The sequence below is a fragment of the Kingella sp. (in: b-proteobacteria) genome (assembly GCF_030527935.1).
Classification (GTDB): domain Bacteria; phylum Pseudomonadota; class Gammaproteobacteria; order Burkholderiales; family Neisseriaceae; genus Kingella_B.
The window spans coordinates 39928-62631 of the sequence record NZ_JAUMZV010000004.1 but is presented as its reverse complement, the minus strand read 5'-3'; the positions used below and the strand labels follow the sequence as shown (position 1 = coordinate 62631).

Annotated in this window: 22 protein-coding genes; 5 read left to right on the top strand and 17 right to left on the bottom strand. The window is 54.7% G+C overall.

Annotated features, from left to right (window positions below; genetic code table 11):
* Positions 1-16: 16 nt before the first annotated feature.
* From Q4A85_RS02205 to murC, 6 genes are all read right to left on the bottom strand, one after another.
* Positions 17-205: a hypothetical protein gene (locus tag Q4A85_RS02205; RefSeq protein WP_303107492.1), complete on the bottom strand. Its 189-nt coding sequence runs from the start codon at positions 203-205 to the stop codon at positions 17-19.
* Between the two features lie 235 nt (positions 206-440).
* Positions 441-1619: a cell division protein FtsZ gene (ftsZ, locus tag Q4A85_RS02200; protein WP_303107531.1), complete on the bottom strand. Its 1179-nt coding sequence runs from the start codon at positions 1617-1619 to the stop codon at positions 441-443.
* Positions 1620-1728: 109 nt separating this feature from the next.
* On the bottom strand, positions 1729-3081 hold the full coding sequence (gene ftsA, locus Q4A85_RS02195) for a cell division protein FtsA (protein WP_303107491.1): 1353 nt from the start codon (positions 3079-3081) through the stop codon (positions 1729-1731).
* Positions 3082-3095: 14 nt separating this feature from the next.
* The gene (locus Q4A85_RS02190) at positions 3096-3938 is read right to left on the bottom strand and encodes a cell division protein FtsQ/DivIB (RefSeq protein ID WP_303107490.1); all 843 of its coding nucleotides are present in this window, start codon (positions 3936-3938) and stop codon (positions 3096-3098) included.
* Positions 3939-3947: 9 nt separating this feature from the next.
* Positions 3948-4877, bottom strand: a complete 930-nt coding sequence (locus tag Q4A85_RS02185) for a D-alanine--D-alanine ligase (protein ID WP_303107529.1) — start codon at positions 4875-4877, stop codon at positions 3948-3950.
* A 328-nt stretch (positions 4878-5205) separates the two neighbouring features.
* Positions 5206-6621, bottom strand: a complete 1416-nt coding sequence (gene murC / locus Q4A85_RS02180) for a UDP-N-acetylmuramate--L-alanine ligase (RefSeq protein WP_303107488.1) — start codon at positions 6619-6621, stop codon at positions 5206-5208.
* A 651-nt stretch (positions 6622-7272) separates the two neighbouring features.
* Here murC and Q4A85_RS02175 point away from each other — a divergent pair.
* Positions 7273-7461: a hypothetical protein gene (locus Q4A85_RS02175; protein ID WP_303107486.1), complete on the top strand. Its 189-nt coding sequence runs from the start codon at positions 7273-7275 to the stop codon at positions 7459-7461.
* Positions 7462-7621: 160 nt separating this feature from the next.
* Here the strand turns inward: Q4A85_RS02175 and nudB are convergent, their stop codons facing one another.
* From nudB to Q4A85_RS02155, 4 genes are all read right to left on the bottom strand, one after another.
* Positions 7622-8065, bottom strand: a complete 444-nt coding sequence (gene nudB, locus Q4A85_RS02170) for a dihydroneopterin triphosphate diphosphatase (protein WP_303107485.1) — start codon at positions 8063-8065, stop codon at positions 7622-7624.
* A gap of 122 nt (positions 8066-8187) precedes the next feature.
* Positions 8188-9006, bottom strand: coding sequence for a pyruvate, water dikinase regulatory protein (locus tag Q4A85_RS02165; protein ID WP_303107484.1), 819 nt, complete (start codon positions 9004-9006; stop codon positions 8188-8190).
* A gap of 166 nt (positions 9007-9172) precedes the next feature.
* Positions 9173-11026: an ABC transporter ATP-binding protein/permease gene (locus Q4A85_RS02160; RefSeq protein WP_303107482.1), complete on the bottom strand. Its 1854-nt coding sequence runs from the start codon at positions 11024-11026 to the stop codon at positions 9173-9175.
* 118 nt (positions 11027-11144) lie between these two features.
* Positions 11145-13343, bottom strand: coding sequence for a TonB-dependent siderophore receptor (locus Q4A85_RS02155; protein WP_303107480.1), 2199 nt, complete (start codon positions 13341-13343; stop codon positions 11145-11147).
* Positions 13344-13736: 393 nt separating this feature from the next.
* Between Q4A85_RS02155 and Q4A85_RS02150 the strand changes: the two genes are divergently transcribed.
* On the top strand, positions 13737-13892 hold the full coding sequence (locus Q4A85_RS02150) for a hypothetical protein (RefSeq protein ID WP_303107478.1): 156 nt from the start codon (positions 13737-13739) through the stop codon (positions 13890-13892).
* Positions 13893-13969: 77 nt separating this feature from the next.
* Here Q4A85_RS02150 and Q4A85_RS02145 read toward each other — a convergent pair whose 3' ends face one another.
* The 3 genes from Q4A85_RS02145 to Q4A85_RS02135 form a co-directional block, all read right to left on the bottom strand.
* Entirely contained in the window at positions 13970-15328 is a 1359-nt protein-coding gene (locus tag Q4A85_RS02145; RefSeq protein WP_303107476.1) for a PFL family protein, read from the bottom strand.
* Between the two features lie 154 nt (positions 15329-15482).
* A complete protein-coding gene (locus Q4A85_RS02140; protein WP_303107474.1) occupies positions 15483-16259 on the bottom strand; it encodes a tetratricopeptide repeat protein in 777 nt (258 codons plus the stop codon).
* Between the two features lie 151 nt (positions 16260-16410).
* Entirely contained in the window at positions 16411-16683 is a 273-nt protein-coding gene (locus Q4A85_RS02135) for an ACT domain-containing protein (RefSeq protein ID WP_303107473.1), read from the bottom strand.
* A 130-nt stretch (positions 16684-16813) separates the two neighbouring features.
* Here Q4A85_RS02135 and Q4A85_RS02130 point away from each other — a divergent pair, with 130 nt between their 5' ends.
* Positions 16814-17596, top strand: a complete 783-nt coding sequence (locus Q4A85_RS02130; RefSeq protein WP_303107472.1) for a methyltransferase — start codon at positions 16814-16816, stop codon at positions 17594-17596.
* A gap of 663 nt (positions 17597-18259) precedes the next feature.
* Positions 18260-19801 carry a phospholipase D family protein gene (locus Q4A85_RS02125; protein ID WP_303107471.1) on the top strand — a complete coding sequence of 514 codons (1542 nt, stop codon included), beginning with the start codon at positions 18260-18262 and terminating at the stop codon, positions 19799-19801.
* 46 nt (positions 19802-19847) lie between these two features.
* Here Q4A85_RS02125 and Q4A85_RS02120 read toward each other — a convergent pair whose 3' ends face one another.
* On the bottom strand, positions 19848-19973 hold the full coding sequence (locus Q4A85_RS02120; RefSeq protein ID WP_303107470.1) for a hypothetical protein: 126 nt from the start codon (positions 19971-19973) through the stop codon (positions 19848-19850).
* Between the two features lie 246 nt (positions 19974-20219).
* Here Q4A85_RS02120 and rfbD point away from each other — a divergent pair, with 246 nt between their 5' ends.
* A complete protein-coding gene (gene rfbD / locus Q4A85_RS02115) occupies positions 20220-21101 on the top strand; it encodes a dTDP-4-dehydrorhamnose reductase (RefSeq protein WP_303107468.1) in 882 nt (293 codons plus the stop codon).
* Between the two features lie 274 nt (positions 21102-21375).
* On the opposite strand, the gene Q4A85_RS02110 is transcribed toward rfbD, so the two are convergent.
* Genes Q4A85_RS02110 through Q4A85_RS02100 form a run of 3 tightly spaced genes read right to left on the bottom strand, consistent with a single transcriptional unit; the run spans position 21376 to position 22700 of the window.
* Entirely contained in the window at positions 21376-21669 is a 294-nt protein-coding gene (locus tag Q4A85_RS02110; RefSeq protein WP_303107467.1) for a transposase, read from the bottom strand.
* 54 nt (positions 21670-21723) lie between these two features.
* Positions 21724-22518 carry an alpha/beta hydrolase gene (locus Q4A85_RS02105; RefSeq protein WP_303107466.1) on the bottom strand — a complete coding sequence of 265 codons (795 nt, stop codon included), beginning with the start codon at positions 22516-22518 and terminating at the stop codon, positions 21724-21726.
* Positions 22515-22700, bottom strand: a complete 186-nt coding sequence (locus tag Q4A85_RS02100; RefSeq protein ID WP_303107464.1) for a hypothetical protein — start codon at positions 22698-22700, stop codon at positions 22515-22517. Before Q4A85_RS02100 ends, Q4A85_RS02105 begins: the two co-directional genes overlap by 4 nt.
* Between the last annotated feature and the right edge of the window lie 4 nt (positions 22701-22704).

The window sequence follows — 22704 nt, the reverse complement described above, 5'->3', positions numbered from 1 at the left end:
CGCCGCATTCAATCCATCAACAACCCAACTTCGGATTGCCAATCAAGCCGCGCACGACTTCTTGGTCTTTCTTGCGAATTTGCTCCGCCAAAGCAAACAGACGATGGGTCAATTCCGCATCATCTTGCGTGTTGGATTTAGCGGAAATCAAAATCGCCGCCAACTGCATGGCTTGGAATTTATCCAAATATTGCGTGTCTTGCATGATAACGTCCTTTCATTGCAGGTTAGAAAAAGGCAGCCTGAAAATCATTTTCCCATTTCAGGCTACCCTAGGGTGTGTTGACATTCAACTTTTGAGCGGATTTTGCGTCATAAAATGGCAGATGCAAGGCGAAAATGCGAGCCTATGCCATCCATAGATGAGTATTTTTAACGCAGCAGATGTCGTTTTAGGGCGCAAAATCCGCCAAAATGTTGATTGTCAACACGCCCCAAGATTATTCAGGCTTGTTGCCGCCGCCACGACGGCGCAACACCGCAGGCGTTTCAAAATCATCAATTACCGATTGGCTGGCAAAATCTGCCGCCACCAAATTCGCGCTGTGCACATCTCGCGCCGAGCGGAAAATGCTGTTCATTTTGTGGCTGTAATCAGGCTCAATGGGCGCAGCCGTGTGGCGATGCGTCGTTAAGCTGGATTCGTTTTTCTCTTTCAGCCCTGTGGCGATGATGGTGATGCGAATCACGTCTTCCGCCATGGATTCGTCTTCGGCGGTGCCAAATTTAAGCTCGGCATCGGGCGAAGCGTATTCGTTCACCACCGCCATAATTTCTTCGTATTCATCCAAAATAAACGCATTGGGCGCAGTGGTAATGTTCACCAACACGCCGCGCGCGCCGCTTAGGCTCACATCGTCCAGCAAAGGGCTGGAAATGGCTTGCTCCACGGCGATGCGGGCGCGGTCGGTGCCTTTGGATTCGCCAATTCCCATCATCGCCATGCCTGTGATGCTCATCATGTTTTTCACATCGGCAAAGTCCAAGTTAATCAAGCCAGGGCTGGTAATCATCTCGGAAATGCCCGCCACGCCGTTGCGCAGCACGTTGTTTGCCGCGCGGAATGCTTCGCGCACGGTAACGCCCTTGCCCAACGCGCTCAACAATTTATCATTGGGCACAACAATCAACGAATCAACGTGTTGCTTCAACAAATCAATGCCTTGCTGCGCCACGATGCCGCGTTTGCCTTCGTGTTTAAACGGGCGCGTTACCACGGCAACGGTCAAAATGCCCATTTCTTTGGCGATTTCGGCAATCACAGGGGCTGCGCCTGTGCCTGTGCCGCCGCCCATGCCTGTGGTGATGAACAACATATTTGCGCCGCTGATGGCAGCAGAAATGGTTTCGCGGTCTTCCAACGCCGCATCGCGCCCCACATCGGGGTTTGCGCCTGCGCCCAAACCGCGCGTTAAGCTCGCGCCCAGTTGGATTTTGTTGGCGGCGTTGTTGTCTGCCAATGATTGTGCATCCGTGTTCGCGCTGATGTATTCCACCCCCTGAATCGGGTTTTCAATCATGTTGTTGATGGCATTGCAGCCGCCACCGCCCACACCGATTACTTTAATCACAGCAGGTCCAGTGTTGCCTTCGGCGAGGTTGTAAACATTGTTGTCCATATAGTTAAGCTCCAAAATGCGCTTGTCGTTATTGTTGAAAGTGAAAATAGATTTTCAGGCTGCCTAACCGAAATCGGTTTCAAATGCGAATAGGCAGCCTGAAAAAGGATTAGAGATTGTTTTTCATCCAATCAATCGCTCTGCTTATCCAACCTGGTTTGCGTGGTGTTGGCTCGGGCAGCAGCAAATCATCGGGTTCATCATCATCGCGCTGTGGCGATGGCGCGGGGCGTTTTTCGTTTTTGCTGATAACAGGTTTATCGGCAACGGTGTTGCTGTTGCGGCGGTTGGGCTTGCCTGCGCTGATGCCGTTTTGCTGGGCGCGTTTTTTTGCGGCGTGCAGCAAGCCAATCACGGTGGCATAGCGCGGATTGCGGATGCGGTCGGATAACGTGCCCACTTCTTGCGGCACGCCAATGCGCGCGGGCAAGTTGAACACATCTTCTGTCAATTCCACCACGCCGCGCAATAAAGATGCGCCGCCTGTGAGCACGATGCCCGAAGTCAAAACTTCTTCGGGGAAGCCCGCGCGGCGCAATTCGTTTAACGTGAGTTCCAAGATTTCTTCCACGCGCGGCCCAATTACGCTGGCGAGCGTGCGGCGCGAGATTTGGCGCGGCAGGCGGTCGCCCACGCTGGGCACTTCCACCATTTCGTCCAAGCCTTCTAGGTTTTCCAAGGCAACGCCGTGGAAAATTTTGATGCGTTCGGCGGCGGCATAAGGCGTGCGCAAGGCTTGCGCCAAATCGCGGGTAATCAAATCGCCCGCAATCGGGATAACGGCGGTGTGGCGAATTGCGCCGTTGGTGTACACCGCGATGTCGGTGGTGCCGCCACCAATGTCAATCACGCACACGCCCAGCTCTTTCTCGTCTTCGGTAAGCACCGCATCGGCGGATACCAAGGGTTGCAGCATGATTTCGTCCACTTTTAAGCCGCAGCGTTCAATACATTTTTGCACGTTTTGCAAGGCAGTTACTGCGCCTGTGATGATATGCACGCGCGTATCCAGCCGCACACCGCTCATGCCAATAGGCTCGCGCACGCCCGGTTGATTATCAATGATGTATTCTTGCACCACGGTGTGCAGGATTTGGTGGTCGGGCGGGATATTGACCGCTTTGGCGGTGTCTTTGGCGCGTTCAATATCGGCTTTGGTTACTTCGCCGTCTTTGATTTTCACCACGCCTTGCGAATTGAGACTGCGGATGTGGTTGCCCGATATGCCCGTTACCACGCTGGAAATTTTGCATTCCGCCATGCGCTCGGCTTCGCTCATGGCTTGTTGAATGGCTTGGGCGGTGGCATCAATGTTGGTAACCATGCCTGCTTTTAAGCCGCGTGATTCGGCTAATCCCATGCCTACGATGTTGATTTCATCAGCCGCCACTTCGCCAATCAAGGCGATGACTTTTGATGTGCCGACATCTAATGCGCTAACGTATTGCTTATTTTCAGCCATATTTTTGTTCCAGTTTATTGTTTTTTCGGTTTGGTTTTTTCTTGAATTTTGGCGATGGTTTTCTTGGATTTATCGCTTTTTTTGGAGGAAGGTTGAATGCTGGGGGCGATGATTTGTTCATCATCCAACATCATGTCTTCAATATTGGGTTCGGGCGGCGGGGCATCGGCGCGCAGCCGTGTGGCAAATGCGTCTTCGTAGCGCATATCCACATAATCTATATATTGCGCTTTGGCTTGCAACTGGCGGGGAAACGCTTGCACAAACCGCGCCATGCGTGTGTTGATTTCTTCTTTGCCTAGACGGACTTCTATGCCGTTATTGAGCATCATTGCCCATGCACCGCGTGGGCTATATTGTAAACGTATAATCCTTAATCGCAAAGGTTTGAGTTGATTATTAAAATTTTCGTATTGCTCAAACATCACTTTTTGCTCGTTTACATCGCCATCAAACTCGGGCAATTCTTCGGCATAGGCAGCCTGAAACACTTCGCCGTGTGTGGAAACCAGCCCTGCTTGTTCGCCGTTGCGTATCCAGCGGGCGGCGGGTTCGTATTCGTCTATGGTTACTTTGATTTGGGATGGCGGGATGCGGTCTATTTTTACGCTGCGCACCCAGTCTAATTTGCTGGCGGCGCGTTGGGCTTCGTGTAGGTTTACGTTGAAAAAGCTGCCTGTTAAATAGGGGCGCATGGTTTCAAACAGCCGTTTTTTATCGGCGTGGTGCAGTTTTTCTGAACCATCGGGGGTAACGATGTTGATTTCGGCGATTTGAAAATAGGGCTGGCGCGAGAGCCAAATGCCGCCTGTCATCAGCAAAAATAGCAGCGTGAGATAAAGCAAAAATCGCAGCACGGTGGGTTCCTATTTGCTGAACGCGGTTTGCAAAATCGCAACACATAAATCGGCAAAGGCGATGCCTTTTTGTTGCGCGGCTTTGGGAATTAGGCTGTGGCTGGTCATGCCCGGTAGGGTATTGACTTCTAGGATATACAGTTTGCCTGCTGGGTCTTTGAGAAAATCTACGCGCCCGCAGGTGTTGCCGCCGCCGATGGCGGCAAAGGCTTGCTGGGCGAGATTTTGGATGTGTTGTTCATCGGCGGGGCTTAAATCGGATGGGCAGAGATAAACGGTGTCGTTGCGTTGATATTTGGCTTCCCAGTCGTAGAACTCGGTTTGCGGGATGATGCGGATGCTGAGCAGGGCTTGTTGGTTGAGCACGCCGCAGGTGTATTCGCCGCCTGAAATGAATTGTTCGGCAAGGATTTCGCCGTGTAGGTTTTCGCGGCGCAGTTGGCGGTAGATTTGGGCGAGTTCGCCTGCTTGGTGGACTTTGTGTACGCCTACGCTGCTGCCTTCGGCGGCGGGTTTGATAAACAGGGGCAAGCCGAGTTGTTGTTCTACGGCGGTAAAATCGCTGTTGTCGCGCAGCACGGCAAAGGCGGGGATGGGCAAGCCAAGTGCTTGCCAGATGAGTTTGCAGCGGTATTTATCCATGCCGAGCGCGGAAGCGAGCACGCCGCAGCCTGTGTAGGGGATGCCGAGTGCTTCCAACGCGCCTTGCACGGTGCCGTCTTCGCCGTAGGTGCCGTGTAGTATGTTAAAGGCAGCCTGAAAGCCTTGGGTTTTGAGTTCGGCGAGATTGGTGGCGGCAGGGTCAAAGGGGTGGGCATCAATGCCTTTGCTTTGCAGGGCGGCGAGTATGGCGTTGCCGCTGGCTAGGGAGATTTCGCGTTCTGATGAGAAGCCGCCCATTAGGACGGCGATTTTGCCGAATGATTGGGATGATTGCATGGATGAGGCTTTCTTGCTGCTTGATTGGGGGTGTTGCTGGGTTGGGTTGGTTTTGCTTTTCAGGCTGCCTTGGGGGTTTGGCATTTTGGCGACGAGCCGTTGCCGTTCCATTATGGGTTTTCAGGCTGCCTTTTTTGGGGGGGCTGAATAAGCGTTGGGATTAGGGGGAATAGGCAGCCTGCGTAGTGAAACTAAAATGGGTAGTGGAGAGTTTGCGGTGGTGGTTCGCTTGTACCATCCGCGCATCATTGAGCTTGCTAAACGGTGCGTGGCAAAGCCACACACCCTACTTACTGCGCTGAATGGCGTTTCAGGCTGCCTTTGGTTTTCAGGCTGCCTTTTGCTGCGCCAAATCCACCAAGCCTTGTGCCACGCGGTTGATACTGCCTGCGCCCATCGTGAGCACCACATCGCCGTCTTGCAACACGTTGTGCAACAGCGTTTCGGGCAGGGCATTGACATCGGCGCAGTAAATGGGTTCTAGCTTGCCATGCACGCGCACGGCGCGGGTAAGCGCGCGGCTGTCGGCGGCGATAATCGGCTCTTCACCTGCGGCGTACACATCGGTAAGCACCAGCGCGTCCACGCTGTTAAGGATATTGACAAAATCTTCAAACAAATCGCGGGTGCGGGTGTAGCGATGCGGTTGGAACGCCAGCACAAGGCGGCTGTTGGGGTATGCGCCACGCGCGGCGGCTAGGGTGGCTTGCATTTCTACGGGGTGATGCCCGTAATCATCAATTACCAAGGCTTTGCCGCCTTGTGGCAGCGCGATTTCGCCGTAGCTTTGGAAGCGTCGCCCTACGCCGCCAAAGGTTGCCAAGCCTTGCTGGATGGCTGCCACAGGGGCTTGGCATTCCAACGCCACGCCGATGCTGGCGAGCGCGTTGAGCACGTTGTGTCGCCCTGCGCAGTTGAGCGTTACATCAAAGGTTTGCACGCTGTCGGCTTTTTTGATGTTTACCGTGAACTGCATTTGCGCGCCGTGGGTGCGGACGTGGGTTGCCCAGATGTCGGCGGTGTCGTCATCAATGGCATAGGTGGAAAAAGGTTTTTGGATTTTGGGCAAGATGGCGCGGACGTTGGCGCTGTCAATGCAAAGAAAGGCTTTGCCGTAGAACGGCATGCGGTGCACGAAGTCTATAAACGCTTGGCGCAGCTTGTCGGCATCGTGGTTGTAGGTGTCCATGTGGTCTTCGTCAATGTTGGTGATGACGGTGAACACGGGCGATAGATACAAAAATGAAGCATCGCTTTCATCGGCTTCGGCAACCATCCATGTGCCTTTGCCCAGCTTGGCGTTGGTGCCTGCGGCGGTGAGTTTGCCGCCGATGATGAAGGTGGGGTCTAGCCCTGCTGCGCCGAGAATGGATGCGGTGAGACTGGTGGTGGTGGTTTTGCCGTGCGTGCCTGCGATGGCGATGCTTTCGCGAAAGCGCATGATTTCTGCCAACATCATGGAGCGGGGGATAACGGGAATATGGCGGGCGATGGCAGCCTGAATTTCGGGATTGTCTTGCTTGATGGCGGTGGATGCGACCACGACTTCTGCGCCGTCAATGTGCTCGGCGGTGTGTCCGGGGAATACGCGCACGCCGAGATTGCTGAGATGGCGCGTGGTGGCACTTTGCGCTTGGTCTGAACCCGACACGTTAAAGCCTAAATTGTGCAGCACTTCGGCGATGCCGCACATGCCTGAGCCGCCGATGCCGACAAAGTGGATGTTTTTAACTCTGTTTTTCATGGTGATTTGCTTTCGTGTGGGGGTGCGCAAAAAAAGGGCGTATTTTAAAGTGTGTTAAGGGATTGTGCTAGGGCTGTTTACAATTGGTTTGCGCAGCGGATTTTGCGTCAGAAAATGGCAGATGCAAGGCGAAAATGCGAGCCTATGCCATCCATAGGCGAGTATTTTCAACGCGGCAGATGCCGTTTTATGGCGCAAAATCCGCCGCACACCCATTGTAAACAGCCCCTGTGCGCTTTGCATATTTTTTCAGGCTGCGTTGAAGTAGGCAGCCTGAAACGTAGTTCAATAAAACTCAAAAAACGTTGCTTGTGCTTCGGTTCATGTTTCTGATGGATTAACCTTTGCGCCTTATCGCGGCGCGGGCGACTTACTTTCTTTGCTTCGCCAAAGTGTGAACCTGCATTCATCATCCACACGATAGCTTTCACGCCCTAAAAACATGGCTACGGCGTTGCAAATGCTCGCAAGGTGTCCAACCTTGCTGCGCTTTGCGCCTTGTATCCATGCTTTTATGACGCAAAATCTATTCGCGTGGACAATGAATACAGGTTCAAAGCAAAAGAAAGGCGACCCCGGCGTGCAGGTCTGCTTCGCAGACTTCCCTCACTGCGCATCCTTTTTTCGGCGCGTGCGAACTAGCCGCACTTCGTGCGTCGTCGAACAAGCGCACGCTTTTTTCCGAAAAAAGGATGCTCCGTTCGGCTGGACGCAGGGGAATGGGCAGTAGCATCAAACATTTGTGAAGCGTTAGGCAGCCTGAAATCCAATCTATCCAGTAAAACATCGTTTGGCTTAACCCAAGCGGTTTTGTTTTTCAGGCTGCCTTTGTTTGCATGATTAGGCAGCCTGAAATCCAATCTATCCAGTAAAAACATCGTTTGGTTTAACACTAGGCAGTTTTGTTTTTCAGGCTGCTTTGGTTCACACGATAAGGCAGCCTGAAAGCCTATCTATACGACAATAAACGATGAGCACGGCAGCAAACGATTTTGCATTTTCAGGCTGCCTGAAAGTCGGCAAACCATTGCAAGATAATCTCGCGGTTAGACGGCGAGAATACTTTTTCGGCGGCTTGCAACGCGGGCAGCCATTGGGAGGCGGAGTGTTCGCTTAATGTTGGCACGCTGTCTGCGGGGATTTGCGCGGAGAACCAATGCTCGGTGTTGCGCGTGATGCCTGCGGGGTAGCGGTATCGCCAATGGGGGTAGATTTCGTATTCCACGCTGCGATGCCAGTCGCGCAGTTGGTTGGGATGCAGCCTGAAACCTGTTTCTTCGGCGACTTCGCGCAGGGCTGCCTGAAACGGGGGTTCGCTGGGGGCATCTAGGCTGCCTGTTACCGATTGCCAAAAGCCGTCGGGTTTTAGGCGGTTGAGTAGGAGTATGTTGCCTGCGTTGTCGTGCAGCAGGATAAGGACGGAGATGGGGATTTTTTTGGGCATAGTGGGATGGGTGGGCAGCCCGAAAACGAGTTTGGCGAAACCAAAACGAATGCGGCGCGTTGCAGCGGTTGCAGTGCGACTAAATGGTTTACCAAAGCGTTTTCAGGCTGCCTATGGGTTACTCAAAACCGCCGTTTCAGTTGGCAGGCTTCTAGGATTTCTACGGCAAGCTCTTCCACCGATTTGTGCGTGGTGTTGGCAAACGGGATGGCGTGGCGGCGGTAGATGGCTTGCGCGTCGGCGATTTCTTGTTTGCAGGTGTTGGGGTGGGAATAGGTGGAATTGGGGCGGCGTTCTTGGCGGATGTGGTGCAGGCGGCTGGGTTCTATGGTGAGTCCGAACAGTTTGCTGCGATAGGGTTTGACCATGCGTGGTAGGTCGTCGCTGTCTAGGTCGTCTGGCGTGAGCGGGTAGTTGGCGGCGCGGATGCCGTATTGCAGGGCGAGATACAGGCAGGTGGGGGTTTTGCCGCTGCGCGATACGCCCAGTAGGATAACATCGGCTTCTTGCAGCTCGCGGTCGGATACGCCATCGTCGTGGTTTAGGGCGAAATTGACGGCTTCCATGCGGGCATCGTAGCGTGCGACATCGTGCACGCGGCTGCGCACGGTGTGGCGGGCGGGTTTGTCTAGCTCTTGTTCTAGCTGCCCCAAAAAGGCATCAAAAAAGCTGAAATGGGCGGCGGTGGCGGTTTTGACGATGGCGCGGATTTCGTTGTTGACCACGCTGGAAAACACCAGCGGATGAATGTTCTCGCGCTCGGCGGTGGCGTTGATTTGCGCAACAAGGGCGTGGGCTTTTTCGGGGCTGTCAATAAAGGGATGGGTGCTGCGCTTGAACGCGAGTTCGCTAAATTGTTCCAGCAGGGCGTTGCCCATGTTTTCGGAAGTGAGACCTGTGCGGTCGGAAACGAAGAATACGGAGCGGGGGGCGGTGGACATGGGATTTCCTTTTTGGGTGATAAACGGATGCACGAGATGGGTGGATTATAGTTTGAATAAACGTTTCAGGCAGCCTGAAAACGAACGAAGTGCGTTTCGGCGAAGCCAAAACGAGTTTACAGGCTTTTACAGAATGAAAACAGTTTTAGCAATGCTGAACAGCGTTTCAGGCTGCCTTTGCCCGTTGCAGCGTGATGCGGCGGTCAAACAGCACTTTCACGCCGCTTTGGTGGCTGATGCCGACCACCAGCGTGTCGGGCAGTTCGGTTTTGAGCATCCGCATCAGCGCGAGCGCGGATTCGTCATCAAGCTGGTTGGTGGCTTCGTCAAGAAACAGGATTTGCGGGCGGGCGGCTAGGGCGCGGGCAAGGCTTAAACGCTGCTGTTCGCCGCCTGATAAGCGGCTGTGCCATTCGGCGGCTTCGTCCAAACGGTTTTTCAGGCTGCCTAAGCCGACGTGTTGCAGAATGTCGTGCAGGGTGTCGTCTGCAAGGCGGCACGGGTGCGGATAGCTGATGGTGTCGCGCAGGCTGCCGTGCGGCAGATAGGGGCGTTGCGGGATAAACAGGAAGCTGCCGTTGATGTGAAAATACCCGCCGTGGTAAGGCCATAAACCTGCGAGTCCGCGCAACAGGGTGGATTTGCCGATGCCGCTGCGCCCTTCCAGCAGCAGCCATTCGGGCGCGGTGGCTTCAAGGCTAACGGCTTGGAGCATCATGCTGCCTGCGGGGGTGTGGACGGTGGTTTGGTTGAGCATAAGCACGGGGCGGTTTTCAGGCTGCATTGGGCTTTTCAGGCTGCCTTTAATGCCGTCTGCACGCTGCTCTCTCTCCTGCGCTGGCGCGGGGGAGGGTTGGGGTGGGGGTGCGGTTTCGGCAGAAACCGAATCGGCTGGGGTATCAGGCGTTTGCCCCCACCCTAGCCCTCCCCCGCAAGCGGGAGAGGGAACGGCTTGGCTGTGGGAACAAGCGTTTTCAGGCTGCCTTTGCACCCTATCCAAAGCAGCCTGAAACCCGCCCAAACGTTCCACCACCGCCGCCCATTCAACCAGCCGGCGGTAGGAATCGGTGAACCAGCCGAAACTGTCCTGTACGCGGGCAAACGATGTGCGCGTCTGCATCATGTCGCCGAAAGTGAGCGTTTTGGCGAGATACATCGGCAGCGTAGCGAGAATGGGGATGAAAATGCTGATACGCACATACGTCGCCCAAAAGGTTTCTTGGCGGAATTCGCAGTTGGTGAGCCTGCGCCAGTTGTCGCGGATTTGGCGGTAACGCTGTTTCAGACGGCCTTGCTCGGCATCCGCGCCCTGATAAAACGCCACCTGCTCGGCGTGGTCGCGCACCCGCAACAATGCGGCGCGAAAATCCGCTTCGCGGTGCTGGCGGTCGATGTTCAAATCTTTCAGTTTGCGCCCGACCAAGTGGGCAATCAGCGTGCTGACGGCGGAATACGCCAGCGCAACCCAAACCAGATAGCCTTTCACGGTAAACGAGTGTCCGAACAGCGTGAAATGCTGCACGCCCGACAAGCCCCACAGCACGGCGACAAACGCGCTGAATTTGGCGATGTTGTTGATAAACGAACGGAACAGCACGATGCTTTTGTCGGCAAGCTGGTAGATGTCGTCTGAAATGCGCTGGTCGGGGTTGTCCGGTTCGCCCGCCAGTTGCAGGCGGTAGTGTTTATGCCCGCCGAGCCAATCGGACTGAAAACGCTCGGTCAGGTGCGTGCGCCAGCGGAAAATCAGCCGCTTTTGCAGCCAGTCGCCGCAGACGATACAGGCGATAATCAGCCCCATATAGCCGCAGTATTCTACGATTAAGGCTGGCATGGCCTTGCCGTTGAACGCGGCGAGCGCGTCGTAAAAATGCTTGTCCCACGCGGCGATTTTCACGCTTATCAAAATGGAAAACAGGGTGAAGCCGATAACGGAAGCGAGCAGCAGCCACTCGCGCCATTGGTTTTTACCGCCCCAAAACGGGCGGGCGAGATGGAAGAATTGTTTGAGTAATGCCATATTTCTGATGCTTTATATAAAACCGCAAAGGCAGCCTGAAAACGAGCGAAGCGAATTTCAGCGAAGCTAAAACGCTCAACACATTTTCAGGCTGCCTATTGCATTCCAATTAAGCTGTTTATAGCTTCCACTTGAAATTCAGCACTACATTACGCGGTTCGCCGTAGAACCAGCCCCAGCCTTTGGTGCGGGCTTCGTAGTTTTCGTAATAACGCTTGTCGGTCAGGTTGTTCACGTTAAGCGTGAGTTTCATGTGTTTGTTCGGCTCGTATTGCACGCCTGCGTTCCACACGGTGTAGCCGCCCAAGGGCTGCGCTACGTCCCAGCTTTTGTGTTTGCTCTGGGTGCTGAATCCGCCCGTGAGCGTCCAACGCGAAGCCGCACCCGGCAGGCGGTAGGCGGTGTGGACGCGCAGCATATGGCGCGGGGTGTGCTGGCTGAAATCCGCACCTGCCACAAACAGCGTCTGCCGCCCTGCGGTTTTGGTGTATTTGCGCGTGTTGTAGGTGTAGCCCGCGAAAATCTGCCAGTTGTCGCTGATATTGCCTGCGATTTCGGCATCAATGCCGCGACTTTGTACGCGCACGGGTTCGTAAATCCAGTTGCGGGTAACGGGGTGGCGCAGGCGGGTGCTGATGGGTTCGTTGTGTTTTTCGGTTTGGAACAGCGCGAGCGTGGTGTTCAAACGACCTTCGCGCCACGCGCTTTTCCAGCCGAGTTCGTAGCTGTTGCCCAACACGGCGGGCAGTTCTTTGTTGTCGGCATCCAATGCGCTGGTGTGCTTGAAGATGCTGGTGTAGCTGGCGTAAAGCGTGTTGTGTTCGTTCACATCAAAAGAAACGGCGGCATAGGGGATAAAGCGGCCTTTGCGGTAGTGGCTTTGGTTGCGCACGGCAAAATCAGGTGCGCCGTTGCGGGTGTCGCGATACCAGATAAAGTCGTTTTTCCAATGGCTGTATCCTGTGCCGAGCAACAGGTGGAAACGCCCGAAATTAAAGCGGTTGGCAAGCGTGAGCGTGTGGGTGGTGTAGCGGCTGTTGCGATAGTCTCGGTAGTCAAACACGCTCCAATCGGGGCGCGGGATTTCGTGGCCTGTCCATGTGTGCAGATTAAACGCGCGGTTGGCGGTGGGCTGTTCGCGCTGTTCGATGTCAAATTTTTCGCGGGTTGCGCTGTATGCGGCGTAAAAATCGTGTTTATTGCCGAATGCGCCGTATTTGCCGTCCAGCTCCATCATGCCCGCCCATTGGCTGTTGCGGCGGTTGTGGCGGGCAAACGAATCCAGCGGCAGCGTGCCGTCGTCTGTGCCGCAAGACGCGCACGAGCCTGAAAGCTGGGCTTGCTCGCTGACGGATGTGTTGCGTTTGTAGTCGGCTTTGGCGGTGAGTTTCCAATCGTCGTTGAAGTAGTGTTCCCACTCGGCAAAGGTGTGCAGCTTGCGGTGGGTGGCTTTGTCCCAATCCGAACCCCAAAAAATATCGCGTTTCAGGCGCAGGGGGTTGCCTTGTTTGTCGGACGGCAAACCGAAGCCGAGCGGGGTTTCGGTTTGGCGGTGGTACAGCGCGCCGACGGTGAGTTTGTCTTTTTCGCCGAAGAATTTGTCGGCGGTGGCGAAAATCAGCGCGTTATTGCCGTCAACATGGTCGCGGAAGGTGTTGTCGCGCTCCAATACGGCAACGGCACGGCCGCGGATTTGCGCGGCTTCGCTCAACACGCCCGACACATCCGCCACGCCGCGCACCGTGCCCCAGCGGTCGGCAGACGCTTCAAATTCTGCCAAAGGCTGCGAAGTCGGACGTTTCAACACCATATTGATAGAGCCGCCCGGTTCGCTGTTGGTCTGCTTCATGCCGCTGCCGCCGCGCAACACTTCAATGCGCTCGTAAAGGGCGGTGTCGGAAAGCTGTTTGCCGTTGTGCAGGTTGTTGCCCGACACGCTGGCAATGGTGGAGTTGATGCCGTTGGTGGTGATGGAATTGATGTTGAAGCCGCGCGACTGGTATTGCGTGTAGTTGCCGCGCCGCACCACGTTGATGCCCGTGGTCATTTTCAGCGCGTCTTCCAGCGTGGTTGCGCCCAAGTCGTCAAGCTGCTTGCGGGTAATCACGCTCACCGACTGCGGCGTGTCTTTGGGTGCGAGTTTGAGCCCCGTTGCCGACGACATTTCGGATTCGGTGTAGCTGTCTTGGATTTTGCGCTTGCCATACACATTCACGTTTTGCAGCTCGGTGGACGCGTTTTCGGCAAAGGCGGCGGCAGGCAGCGTGGCAATGCACAGCGCGAGCGTGCGAATTTTAAGCTGGGTTTGGGCTTTCATGTTTATGGGTTACTTTCTTTATTGTTAAGGGAATTTTGTGCCAGCAAAATGGCGTGGTTTAGGGTGGCAACGATGTGGGCGCGATAAATGGATTACAGCGACACAGCATGAGTAAAGCGCGACATTGTCCAACATTCCGTTAGTTTTTGTAAATAACCCTTTGTGATGAAATGGATTAGGATTTAGGGGGTGGTTAGCCACACCAATGAATTAGAACCTGTATTCACTATTTTCATAGGTAGATTTTATGGCATAAAAGCGTGGATACAAGGCAAAAAGCGCAGCAAGGTTGGACACCTTGCGAGCATTTTTAACGCGGTAGCCGCGTTTTTAGGGCATAAAAGATGCCTATGGAAATAGTGAATACAGGTTCTTAGCATCGCGCGTCACGCTATGTTGATGATGGGGGATAGGCAGCCTGAAACCTTTGCCCAAGCCCAAAGCATGAAAGGCAGCCTGAAACCGAGTGTAGTGGGTTTCAGGCTGCCTTATCGTGTTGCCCGTTGCCTATTTTCAGGCTGCATTATGAGCAGCATTCAATCTATATAAAGGCAGCCTGAAAACGAGCGTAGCGAGTTTCAGCGAAGCTAAAACGGTAAAACCCACTTTCAGGCTGCCTAACCACGCTAATTCTTCATACTCTGCACAGGCGCGGGAATCCGCCCGCCGCGGTTCACAAACGCTTCGCAGCTCCCCGCTTTGGTCGGCATAATCGGCGCGTAGCCCAGCAGCCCGCCAAATTCCACGCTCTCGCCCACGCCTTTGCCTGTAACGGGAATAATCCGCACGGCGGTGGTTTTGCTGTTAATCATGCCGATGGCGGCTTCATCGGCGATGATGCCCGCGATGGTGCTGGCTGGGGTGTCGCCGGCCACCGCCACCATGTCCAAGCCCACGGAACACACGGCGGTCATGGCTTCCAGCTTGTCCAGCGTCAAAATGCCTGTTTCGGCGGCGGCAATCATGCCTTCGTCTTCCGACACGGGGATAAACGCGCCGCTCAGCCCGCCCACAGCAGACGAAGCCATCATGCCGCCTTTTTTTACCGCGTCGTTGAGCAACGCCAGCGCGGCGGTGGTGCCGTGCGTGCCGCATACGGTCAGGCCCATCGCTTCCAAAATGCGGGCGACGGAATCGCCGACGGCGGGTGTGGGCGCGAGCGACAAATCCAAAATGCCGAACGGAATGCCGAGCATTTTCGCCGCTTCCTGCCCGATGAGTTCGCCCACGCGGGTGATTTTGAACGCGGTTTTTTTCACGATTTCGGCGATTTCGGTGAGATTTTGGCTGGCGCAATCTTTTAAGGCAGCCTGCACCACGCCGGGGCCGGACACGCCCACGTTAATCACCGCGTCTGCTTCGCCCGCGCCGTGGAACGCGCCCGCCATGAAAGGGTTGTCTTCCACCGCGTTGCAGAACACGACGATTTTGGCGCAGCCGAAGCCTTCTGTCGTGATGTCGGCGGTTTGCTTGATGATGTCGCCCGCCAATTTCACCGCGTCCATATTGATGCCTGCGCGGGTGGAGCCAATGTTGATGGAGCTGCACACGATGTCGGTGGTGCGCATGGCTTGGGGAATGGAGCGAATCAGCACTTCATCGGCGGGCGAAATGCCTTTTTGCACCAGCGCGGAAAAACCGCCGATAAACGATACACCGATGGCTTTGGCGGTGCGGTCAAGCGTTTGCGCGATGCTCACATAGCTATCCGCGCCTGTGGCGGCGGCGATTTGTGCGATGGGCGTTACCGAGATGCGCTGGTTCACAATCGGCACGCCGTATTTGGCGGAAAGATGCTGCGCGGTGGCAACTAGGTCTTTGCCGATGCGGGTGATTTTGTTGTAGATGTTTTGGTTGAGCGTGTGGATGTCGGGCGAGATGCAGTCGTGCAGGTCTATGCCGATGGTGATGGTGCGCACGTCAAAATTTTGGTCGGACACCATGCGGATGGTTTCTAGGATTTCGGTGGATTGGATATGGGACATGGTTGGGCTTTCTTGGGTTGATGCCGTTATTTATGCTGGTTGGTTGGCAAAATAATCGGCAAGGGTTTGCAATATATTTTCAGGACAAGCGGGGTTGGGGCATTTTTTAGGCTGAAAGTAGGTTTTGCCGTTTCAGGCTGCCTTAATCATCAATTTATTGCTGCTTCACTTCCACTTTGCCATTTTTAACCGCATCCAACAGCGTTGCCGCTTGCTTGTCTTGCGGATTGTTTTTCAGATGCGCTTGCAGATATTGCTTGGCTTTGGCGGTGTTGCCTTTCATTAAATAGGCGATGCCGAGCGCGCGGTTGGCAAGCGGGTCGCCGTTTTTCAAGGCTTGTTGCAACGTTGCGATGCCGCGGTCTATGCGGTTGCTGTACACCAAAAACAAGCCAAATTCGCCTTGCGCTTGGGCTTTTTCTTTGCCGTTCAATCGCGCAATCCATGCTTGGTAATATTTATCGGCTGCGGCGGCGGCATTGGGCACGTCTAAATTGTGCGCCATGGCGTTGGTTTGCGCGACTTGGCGCAAGAAGCCTGTGTATTGCGCGTCTTTGGGCGTAACCACTTGGGTTTCAACCATCAGCCGAAAGAGCTTGGCCAGCTGCGCGGCTTCGGCGGCGGCGCGTTGCTGGTCGGCGGCGTTGTCAAAGCGGGTGGGATAGGCGATGGCGTGTTCTCTCAAATCGTTAAACACTTGGTTCGCCAATGCCATGTTGATGCTTTTGGGCTGCACCAGTTGGTTCATGTCGTGCTGCGGATAGGGTTTGGCTTGCGCGATGGCGCTTAATGCGGCAAGTAGCGCGGTAAACAGGGCTTTTTTCATTTTCAGGCTGCCTTTGGGGTTGAGATGGGGCAATAGGCAGCCTGAAAATGGATTTCGCCGTTTCAGGCTGCCTAATCGTTTAGAACCTGTATTCACTATTTTCATAGGCATCTTTAATGCCCTAAAAACGTGGCTACCGCGTTAAAAATGCTCGCAAGGTGTTCACAACACCTTGCTGTGCTTTTTGCCTTGTATCCACGCTTTTATGTCATCAAATCTACCTATGAAAATAGTGAATGCAGGTTCTGAAATTTGCTCAAATGCGGTGCATGGCGTTAAAAATCGCTTCGTGTTGAATGCGGATTTCCAGCGATAATTTTTGGCTCTCGGCGGCAAACAGCTCGGCAAGCTCGGGCGGTGTTTTGCTGCATTGGGCGGTGTCCACCAAAATAATCATGGTAAAAAATTCGCCCATCAGCTGCTGGCTGATGTTTACGATGTTGATTTGATTTTCAGCCAACAGCTTGGATACGTTGTACACGATACCCACGCGGTCTTTGCCGATAACGCTGATGATGGATTGCGACATGGTTTGCCTTTCAAGATAAAAAAGCGCATTGTAGCCCAAACCCCGCATTCAGGCAGCCTGAAACGCACGATTGCTTGCTGCCCCGTTTCAGGCTGCCTAAAATCACGATTTTTTTACCAGAACCACAAAAATGCTCCCCATCCACGCCCACATCGCCGAACAAATGGACAGCCGCCTGCTACTGCTGCGCCGCCAACCCCAAACCATCCTGCTCCACGGCGCAGACCACGACACCAGCCGCCGCCTGCTCGCCCAACGCTACCCGCAAGCCACATTCAGCGAATACGACCACCGCGCCCCGTGGCTCGCCCAAGCCGCGCAAAACCGCCGTGCCCAAAATAGCTGGCTTAGCAAACGGCTGGGCAAAGGGCAAATCCCGCAAACGCATCAGCCCATCGCTTTCAGGCTGCCTGAAAACAGCACCGAAATGCTGTGGAGCAACCTGCTGCTGCACCACGCCGACAGCATCAGCGACACCCTAGCCAACTGGTCGCAAGCCCTGCACGACAACGGCTTGCTGTTTTTCAGCCATCTGGGCGACCAAAGCCTGCCCGAAATCCGCCACATCCTGCAACAGCACGCCCTGCCCTACTCCGCCCCCACGCTCATCGATATGCACGACCTAGGCGATGCCTTGCTGGAACACCACTTCTACGACCCTATTGTGGACAGCATCAGCCTAACACTCAGCTACCAAAGCCCCACCGCCCTGCTGCAAGACATCGCCGAGCTAGGCATCTGGCAAGCCCTGCGCCCCAGCGATGAAGCCACCGTGCAACAGCTCGTGCAACAAGCATGGCAACAAGGCAGCCTGAAAACGCTCACGCTGGAAATCATCCAAGGGCACGCCCTGCGCAAAACCCTGCTGCCCGAAAATACGCATTTGGTGCAGTTTTTGCCACGCAAGCAGTAGGCGATAAGAGGCAGCCTGAAAAATGATGACACTTTAACCGTTGTGAATTTTACTAATTATGAAGACAAACAAGCCCGATATAATTGACAACATACGCGCTTCCATACTTATCGTAATTGGCATTGGATTGCTTATATACGAATTCTATCTTTCAGCATAATTTTTCATCCCTTCTCAAATCGCTTACTTTAAAAGCAAAGATATTGGCAACATAAAAGAAGGTTGTTTATATTTTGTGGGAGTAAATTACAAAAGTGGGTCCATACACAGATAAATGGATACCATGGAAATTTGTATGATTTATTAATTACCAATTCTCCCCCATCTATAAAATATAAAAATAGGCGTGTTGGTCTATATGGTAATAGTAAAAAATGAGAGAAGAATTATTGTTACAAAAGTGAAATATGTGGACGTTCATTTCTTAAATGAAGATTCCAGTTATGTTTACTATTTTGTATACACAGAACCATATTCAAAATAATCTTTATGCAAATTGATTGAAATAGACGATTGATAAAAATGCCCTTTCTTCTTTTTTGATACAACAATACAAGCAGACTGAACCGCGTTTTCAGGCTGCTTTTTGCTACAATACGCGCCACTTTTAACAATTAACAATTTTCAGGCTGCCTTAATCCCGCCCGCCCTTAAAACCACACCATGCGCCCCACCCTACTCCTACTCGCCCCGCTGATTACCGCCTGCCAAACGCTCCCCGACCTAAACCAGCGCGAGCCATCCATCTACATCCCCACCGTTCACAGCCCCCAGCTAGAACGCGCGCTAAATCTCCCGTCCAACAGCGACCCCGCGCCCGCCAACCCGCCGCCCGACCCCAAGCCCCAGCAGCTTGACGAGCCGATTTTCAATGCCCACACCCACATCATCGACCAAGCCAACCAAGCCTACGCCCTACGCGCCAGCCTAATTGACAACGCCAGTGTGTCCATCGACGCGCAATACTACATCTGGCACAACGACACCACAGGCAAGCAACTGCTGCAAAAGCTGCACCAAGCCGCCGAGCGCGGCGTGCGCGTGCGCCTGCTGCTGGACGACAACAACACCAACGGCATGGACGACATTCTCACCGCGCTCAACCGTCATCCCAACATCCAAATCCGCCTGTTCAACCCCTTTCTGATTCGCAAATGGCGCGCGCTGGGCTATCTTGCCGACTTCCCCCGCGTAAACCGCCGTATGCACAACAAAACCCTAACCGCCGACAACCGCGCCAGCATCATCGGCGGGCGCAATATCGGCGACGAATACCTAACCGACACCACGCAAAAAACCACGTTTAACGACATGGACGTGCTGGTAAGCGGCAGCATCGTAACCCGCATCTCGCAAGAATTTGACCGCTACTGGCGCAGCGACTCCGCCTATCCGCTGGAAAGCATCATCAAGCCCACCACCAAACGCATCGCCCACGGCAACGCCCAACTCAACACCCCCAGCAGCGACCCCGCCCCCGAAGCCGCCCTCCAAGGCAGCCTGAAATACTACCCCAGCCGAATCCAGCTTGTGAGCGACGACCCCGCCAAAGCCCTAGACCGCAAAGTGCGCGTAAACGTGTGGAACGAAATCCAAAAAGCCCTAGGCACGCCCCAGCGCGAGCTTTATCTCGTCAGCCCCTATTTTGTGCCCACCAAAACAGGCGCAGACATCATGCAAACCATCACCCAATCGGGCATCCACACCACCATACTCACCAACTCCCTTGCCGCCACCGATGTCGCCCCCGTGCATTCAGGCTATATGCGCTACCGCAAACCCCTGCTGCGCGCAGGCGTAGAACTCTACGAACTCAAACCCGAAAGCAGCCACAAAAAACGCAAGCTCAAAGACCGCGGGCTAACAGGCAATTCCAGCACCAGCCTGCACGCCAAAACCTTTATCGTCGATAAACAGCGCGTATTCGTTGGCTCGTTTAACCTAGACCCCCGCAGCGCACGGCTCAACACCGAAATGGGCGTTGTCATCCAAAGCCCCGAACTCGCCCAAACCCTGCAAAGCCAATTCCACCAACAAGCGCAACACGATGCCTACCGCGTAACCCTAAACCGCCACGGCAAAACCCAATGGCACGACCCCGACCACCCCGAGCAACCGCCCGCCACCCGCGAACCCCAAGCCAGCCTATTCAAACGCGCCCTAAGCAAATTTTTATCATGGCTGCCGATTGAACGGCTGTTGTAACGCTGTGAACTTTGTTTACTGCTTGTGAACCAATTTTCAGGCTGCCTTAATCGCCGCTATCATAGGCAGCCTGAAACAGCAATGGAGCGTCGGCGGCTCGCCAACACAATGGCAATCCCCACACAGCAGCCCATTCAATTAACCATTTGCCAACGAGCCATCGCCGCTCCATTTTTTAAAGAACCTGTATTCACTATTTCCATAGGCAGATTTTATGACATAAAAGCGCGGATACAAGGCAAAAAGCACAGCAAGGTTGGATACCTTGCGCGCATTTTTAACGCAGTAGCCGCGTTTTTAGGACATAAAAGATGCCCATGAGAATAGTGAATACAGGTTCTAAATTTCAGGCCGCCCCATCCCCTTATAATAGGCAGCCTGAAAACCCCTTTTTATAACCCCACCCCAAGGAGCCCCCATGACCACCTACCTTATCACAGGCGCAAACGGACAAGTCGGCAGCCAACTCGTGCGCCAACTGCAAGCCCAGCCCAACACCACCATCATCGCCGCCGACCGCGACACACTAGACATCACCGACCGCGCCGCCGTATTTCAGGCTGCCCAAACCCACCGCCCCAGCATCATCATCAACGCCGCCGCCCACACCGCCGTTGATAAAGCCGAAAGCGAAGCCGAACTCGCCCGCGCCATCAACGTAAACGGCACACGCCACCTAGCCGAAGCCGCCCAAGCCATCGGCGCAGCGTTCCTACACATCTCCACCGACTATGTATTTGATGGCAAAGGCGAAAACCCCTACCGCGAAACCGACCCCACCGCCCCCCAAAGCGTATACGGGCAAACCAAACTAGACGGCGAAACCGCCGCACTCGCCGCCTGCCCGCGCACCATCATCCTACGCACCGCATGGGTATTCGGCGAACACGGCAACAACTTCGTCAAAACCATGCTACGGCTCGGGCGCGAGCGCGACACACTCGGCATCGTCACCGACCAATTCGGCGCACCCACCTACGCAGGCGACATCGCCGCCGCACTGATAAAAATCGCCCAACACATCAACGCCGCGCAATCCACCGAATACGGCGTGTACCACTATTCAGGCAGCCCCTACACCAGCTGGCACGGCTTCGCCAGCGAAATCTTCCGCCGCGCCGCCGAGCAAAACCTACTGCCGCGCATCCCCACGCTCAACGCCATCGCCACCACCGACTACCCCACCCCCGCCCAACGCCCCGCCAACTCACGCCTAGATTGCAGCAAAATCCAAGCCGCCTTTGGCATCGCCCCCAGCGACTGGCAAGTCGCATTAGGCAGCCTGAAAGATTATGTGTAAGCCCATTTCAGGCTGCCTTATGCAAGCAACCAAGCGCATTGTCGCCAGCAGATAAACATTGAACACCATCCTGTTACACGCAAAACGCCGTAGGTCAAAATCCTGACCTACGGCGTTGTTGTATTGGGCATAGATAAAGGCAGCCTGAAATCTTTGCAAAACCCCCAGCGGCAGCCTGAAAAATAAGAAATGCCGTCATTCCCGCCTACGCGCACTACTGTCCGGAATAAATCCCCATTAAACATCAACTACCTAACCACCTATCCACTCAACATCAAATCAACCGTCCCTGTACCCGATCTATCCACTCCCGCCTTTGTTGTTCTATCACTTCAACAGCGGCATTGGCTTTGAGACGGGTTACGAAATACGCACCTGCTTGGTCTAGTTCTGCCCACCCGTTGTAGTCGCAGTAGCCTTTGTCAAAAACATAGGTTGCGCCTTTTTCAGGCTGCACGATGTGGCGTTGGCCGATGTCGTTGACGCTGGCTTCGGTAATGCTTTGGGCGGTGGGGCATGGGGGATTTTTATTCCGGACAGTAGTGCGCGTAGGCGGGAATGACGGCATTTCTTGTTTTCAGGCTGCTGTTGGGTGGCAAAAGTTTCAGGCTGCCTAACCGTTTTACCGCAAGGCGTGTTTCAGCGTTTGCCACAAGCCTGCTTGGCTGAATATATCGTTATGCCCAGTGGGGAGTTCGTGATACTGCGCCCGCGCGCCTAGGGTTTGCGCCAGCCGTTGCCCGTGCGTGGCGGGGATGAGCGTGTCGTGTGTGCCGTGGAAAATCAGCACCTGCGTGTTGGGCGTGGCTGCGAGATAATCGGCGGTGGGCAGCGGGTATTTGATAAGCAACGGCGGCACAAGCGGCATTTTTTCGCGGATTAAATCGCACAGGCGCAGATAGGGCGAAATCAGCACCAGCTTGGGCGTGTGCAACTGCGCGGCAACGTGCGCCGCCATGCCGCTGCCGATGGAGTAGCCGATTATGATGATTTGGTCGGCGGGGAAACTTTGGCGCACATACTGCGCCATGCGCTCGGCATCGGCGAGCAGCTCGGCTTGGCTGCGGATTTGCCCGCTGCTTTTGCCGTAGCCGCGATAGTCAAACACATAGCTGTCGTAGCCCAGCTCGGCGAAGCGTTGCGCGACTTCGCCCCAGCTGTCCAATGCGCCTGCGTTGCCGTGGAAAAACAAAATCGCGCCTTTGCCGTGGGGTTGGCGGAAATGCAAGCCGTTGAGCACTGCTCCGTTTACGGGCAGGGCGATTTCTTCGTGCGGCAGCCTGAAAGCGTAGGCGTAGTGGGCGGGCAGTTGGGTGGGATGGAATAACAGGTTTTCTTGCTGGGTGTACAGGGTGCAGGATGTGGCGGCGTAGAGCGTGGCGATGAGTGCTAGCAGTTGGGAAAGTCGTTTTTTCATGGTTTCAGGCTGCCTGAAAGTGGTTTTGTTGGTTGCGCCGTAATGGTGTCGGCGGTGGATGGTGGATATGAGTGGTTGGGGTTGGGCGTTACGGGCTGCGGGATGGACGCGGGGACAGCGGTGGGCAGTCTGAAAAGCGTCCCCGCGTCTCTACGGCTTGCTTGCAAGCCGTGCGCTGGCAAATTT

Excerpts from the sequence above, each read along its gene's own strand:
- nudB (WP_303107485.1), bottom strand. The coding sequence starts at position 8,065 with ATGCCCAAAAAAATCCCCATCTCCGTCCTTATCCTGCTGCACGACAAC.
- Q4A85_RS02155 (WP_303107480.1), bottom strand. The coding sequence starts at position 13,343 with ATGAAAGCCCAAACCCAGCTTAAAATTCGCACGCTCGCGCTGTGCATT.
- Q4A85_RS02185 (WP_303107529.1), bottom strand. The coding sequence starts at position 4,877 with ATGCAATCATCCCAATCATTCGGCAAAATCGCCGTCCTAATGGGCGGC.
- murC (WP_303107488.1), bottom strand. The coding sequence starts at position 6,621 with ATGAAAAACAGAGTTAAAAACATCCACTTTGTCGGCATCGGCGGCTCA.
- Q4A85_RS02135 (WP_303107473.1), bottom strand. The coding sequence starts at position 16,683 with ATGTCGCAATCCATCATCAGCGTTATCGGCAAAGACCGCGTGGGTATC.
- Q4A85_RS02125 (WP_303107471.1), top strand. The coding sequence starts at position 18,260 with ATGCGCCCCACCCTACTCCTACTCGCCCCGCTGATTACCGCCTGCCAA.
- Q4A85_RS02120 (WP_303107470.1), bottom strand. The coding sequence starts at position 19,973 with ATGGAGCGGCGATGGCTCGTTGGCAAATGGTTAATTGAATGGGCTGCT.
- ftsA (WP_303107491.1), bottom strand. The coding sequence starts at position 3,081 with ATGGCTGAAAATAAGCAATACGTTAGCGCATTAGATGTCGGCACATCA.
- Q4A85_RS02205 (WP_303107492.1), bottom strand. The coding sequence starts at position 205 with ATGCAAGACACGCAATATTTGGATAAATTCCAAGCCATGCAGTTGGCG.
- Q4A85_RS02165 (WP_303107484.1), bottom strand. The coding sequence starts at position 9,006 with ATGTCCACCGCCCCCCGCTCCGTATTCTTCGTTTCCGACCGCACAGGT.
- Q4A85_RS02140 (WP_303107474.1), bottom strand. The coding sequence starts at position 16,259 with ATGAAAATAGTGAATACAGGTTCTAAACGATTAGGCAGCCTGAAACGG.
- ftsZ (WP_303107531.1), bottom strand. The coding sequence starts at position 1,619 with ATGGACAACAATGTTTACAACCTCGCCGAAGGCAACACTGGACCTGCT.
- rfbD (WP_303107468.1), top strand. The coding sequence starts at position 20,220 with ATGACCACCTACCTTATCACAGGCGCAAACGGACAAGTCGGCAGCCAA.
- Q4A85_RS02145 (WP_303107476.1), bottom strand. The coding sequence starts at position 15,328 with ATGTCCCATATCCAATCCACCGAAATCCTAGAAACCATCCGCATGGTG.
- Q4A85_RS02150 (WP_303107478.1), top strand. The coding sequence starts at position 13,737 with ATGTTGATGATGGGGGATAGGCAGCCTGAAACCTTTGCCCAAGCCCAA.
- Q4A85_RS02130 (WP_303107472.1), top strand. The coding sequence starts at position 16,814 with ATGCTCCCCATCCACGCCCACATCGCCGAACAAATGGACAGCCGCCTG.
- Q4A85_RS02110 (WP_303107467.1), bottom strand. The coding sequence starts at position 21,669 with ATGCCGTCATTCCCGCCTACGCGCACTACTGTCCGGAATAAAAATCCC.
- Q4A85_RS02105 (WP_303107466.1), bottom strand. The coding sequence starts at position 22,518 with ATGAAAAAACGACTTTCCCAACTGCTAGCACTCATCGCCACGCTCTAC.
- Q4A85_RS02160 (WP_303107482.1), bottom strand. The coding sequence starts at position 11,026 with ATGGCATTACTCAAACAATTCTTCCATCTCGCCCGCCCGTTTTGGGGC.